The following is a 1,162-nucleotide window of genomic DNA, read 5'->3' as shown; positions in this document are numbered from 1 at the left end:
AACTGAGTATCACTGTGTGAGGTTGTTTGATGGGATATAATTTAGTTTTCTCAATAAAAAATGTCCACATAAATTATTGAGAAAACTCAGTGTTTGGAGTGTGTTTTATCGCAACACATTGAAAGTGAAGTGAATTATTTTATTTCAGGGGCATTACGACTGGTTGGAGCGCTTTCTAGCCTCAAGGAGTTCGTTAAACAGGCGGTTGAAATTGCTCACTCGCGCTCTAAGATTTTGAATTTGCGCCTGTTGTTCAGACTCGGGAAGTGAACGGTATAATTGAAGAAGTTCCCGTTCCTCGTCCGATATTTGCAATTGCTCATCCTGTGCTACAGGTTCGCCGGGCGCCTTATCTTCATCACCAAACAAGATCCAAGTCGGGGAGCACTGCAGCACTGATGCCAGTTTATGCAGGTTCTCGCCACGCGGGGCGGTAGTATCACTTTCCCACAGCGAAATTGAAGAGTCAGAAACGCCAGCAGCTTTGCTCAGCTTGCTTTGGCTTAAGCCGATATCCTTGCGCCGCTGTCTAATTCTTTGGCCTAACGTCATTTCATTCATATTTAGATATCTTAATATTTCTTGACCTGAGTTTCCTTGCGTGACTATCATTGAGAAAACTCAGGTTTGGAGAAGGCAATGTTGAAGTCGGCAGCAATTAATCATTTCGGTACTAATACCCGCGTCGCAGCGATAGCGGGTATTGATCCGTCCGCGGTAAGTCAATGGAAGGAACTTGTTCCAGAGCGTTGTGCTCAGCGCCTTGCCGACGCCTCTGATGGCGTTCTTAGTTATGACAAAGACATTTACGACCAGCACCGCAAGGCCAAGCGGCTTGCAAAACAGACTAGCACCCAGGGTGTTTAAGGACTGATTCATGGAAATCAATACTCTGCACATTGAGCTTGAAGCATGGGCTGCAAAGAAGGGCTGGAAGTACGTTGTCGAGCTGATTACAAGGCATCAGCAGGGTGATCTACTTGAGACTCTTGATGACTTGGTTGATGGCGATGAATTCGCTCGCCGGGTCCATAACAACAAGCAGCGCATCCAGCGTGCATTCGATGGAACTTCGAAGAAACACCAACTGCACGCGGCGTTGTTGGCACCGGCAGTTCGCGCCGCCATCGATGCAGAACGAGCGGAACAGAAAGACGAGCAA

At 47.3% G+C, this 1,162-nt stretch carries 2 protein-coding genes and 1 pseudogene; 2 read left to right on the top strand and 1 reads right to left on the bottom strand.

Going from position 1 to position 1,162, the window contains the following annotated elements; translation table 11 throughout:
• Positions 1-153: 153 nt before the first annotated feature.
• Entirely contained in the window at positions 154-561 is a 408-nt protein-coding gene (locus tag M977_RS23770; RefSeq protein ID WP_064519633.1) for a helix-turn-helix domain-containing protein, read from the bottom strand.
• 78 nt (positions 562-639) lie between these two features.
• Here M977_RS23770 and M977_RS23765 point away from each other — a divergent pair, with 78 nt between their 5' ends.
• Both M977_RS23765 and M977_RS23760 read left to right on the top strand, forming a co-directional pair.
• Positions 640-867: a Cro/CI family transcriptional regulator gene (locus tag M977_RS23765; RefSeq protein ID WP_064519630.1), complete on the top strand. Its 228-nt coding sequence runs from the start codon at positions 640-642 to the stop codon at positions 865-867.
• Between the two features lie 10 nt (positions 868-877).
• Positions 878-1,162, top strand: a pseudogene (locus tag M977_RS23760) (toxin YdaT family protein); the annotation flags it as partial.

This window comes from Buttiauxella gaviniae ATCC 51604 (assembly GCF_001654835.1).
GTDB lineage: Bacteria > Pseudomonadota > Gammaproteobacteria > Enterobacterales > Enterobacteriaceae > Buttiauxella > Buttiauxella gaviniae.
This window is presented reverse-complemented; position numbering and strand designations above follow the sequence as displayed.